Origin of the sequence: Mammaliicoccus sp. B-M6 (assembly GCF_022386965.1) — a bacterium.
In the GTDB taxonomy this organism is placed as follows: Bacteria; Bacillota; Bacilli; order Staphylococcales; family Staphylococcaceae; genus Mammaliicoccus; species Mammaliicoccus sciuri_A.
Genome location: NZ_JAJNHJ010000079.1, coordinates 1 through 646 on the forward strand (window position 1 = coordinate 1; position 646 = coordinate 646).

1 protein-coding gene is annotated in these 646 nt (G+C 31.0%); it reads left to right on the plus strand.

Translation table 11 applies throughout. The features are described from left to right. Positions 1 to 133: 133 nt before the first annotated feature. Positions 134 to 613 (plus strand): IS200/IS605 family transposase, encoded by a 480-nt coding sequence (gene tnpA / locus LQ693_RS13480; protein WP_103362102.1) that lies wholly within the window; start codon positions 134 to 136, stop codon positions 611 to 613. Positions 614 to 646: the final 33 nt, after the last annotated feature.

The following is a 646-nucleotide window of genomic DNA, read 5'->3' on the forward strand; positions in this document are numbered from 1 at the left end:
TTGTGTAATTAAAACCATACGCTATGCGTATGGTACAGTATGGTTTCACCGTTGTATTAAAAAATGCATCTCTACATGCTAGAATAATATTTGGTCAGCCAACCAAAATTAACAACACGAGGAGATGCATTAAATGTCATCAGACACAAACAGTTTAGCACATACAAAATGGAATTGTAAGTACCACATTGTGTTTGCACCAAAATATCGTAGACAAATTATTTATGGGAAAATAAAAAGAGATATTGGTATTATTTTAAGACAATTGTGTGAAAGAAAAGGTGTAGAAATAATAGAAGCTGAAGCATGTAAAGATCATATTCATATGTTAGTTAGTATTCCACCAAAGTTAAGTGTCTCTCAATTTGTAGGTTATTTAAAAGGGAAGAGTAGCTTAATGATATTTGATAGACATGCCCATTTAAAGTATAGATATGGTAACAGAAAATTTTGGTGTAAAGGATTTTATGTGGATACAGTTGGTAGAAATAAAAAAGTGATAGAAAATTATATAAGAAATCAATTACAAGAGGATATAGTAGCAGAACAGTTAACAATGATAGAGTACATAGATCCTTTTACTGGGGAAGAAACTCGAAAGAAGAAAAAATAAAACAACCCTTTTAAGGGTTGCTGGGAAAGTAGT

Coding starts and splice junctions, on each gene's coding strand:
- tnpA (WP_103362102.1), top strand. CDS start 134: ATGTCATCAGACACAAACAGTTTAGCACATACAAAATGGAATTGTAAG.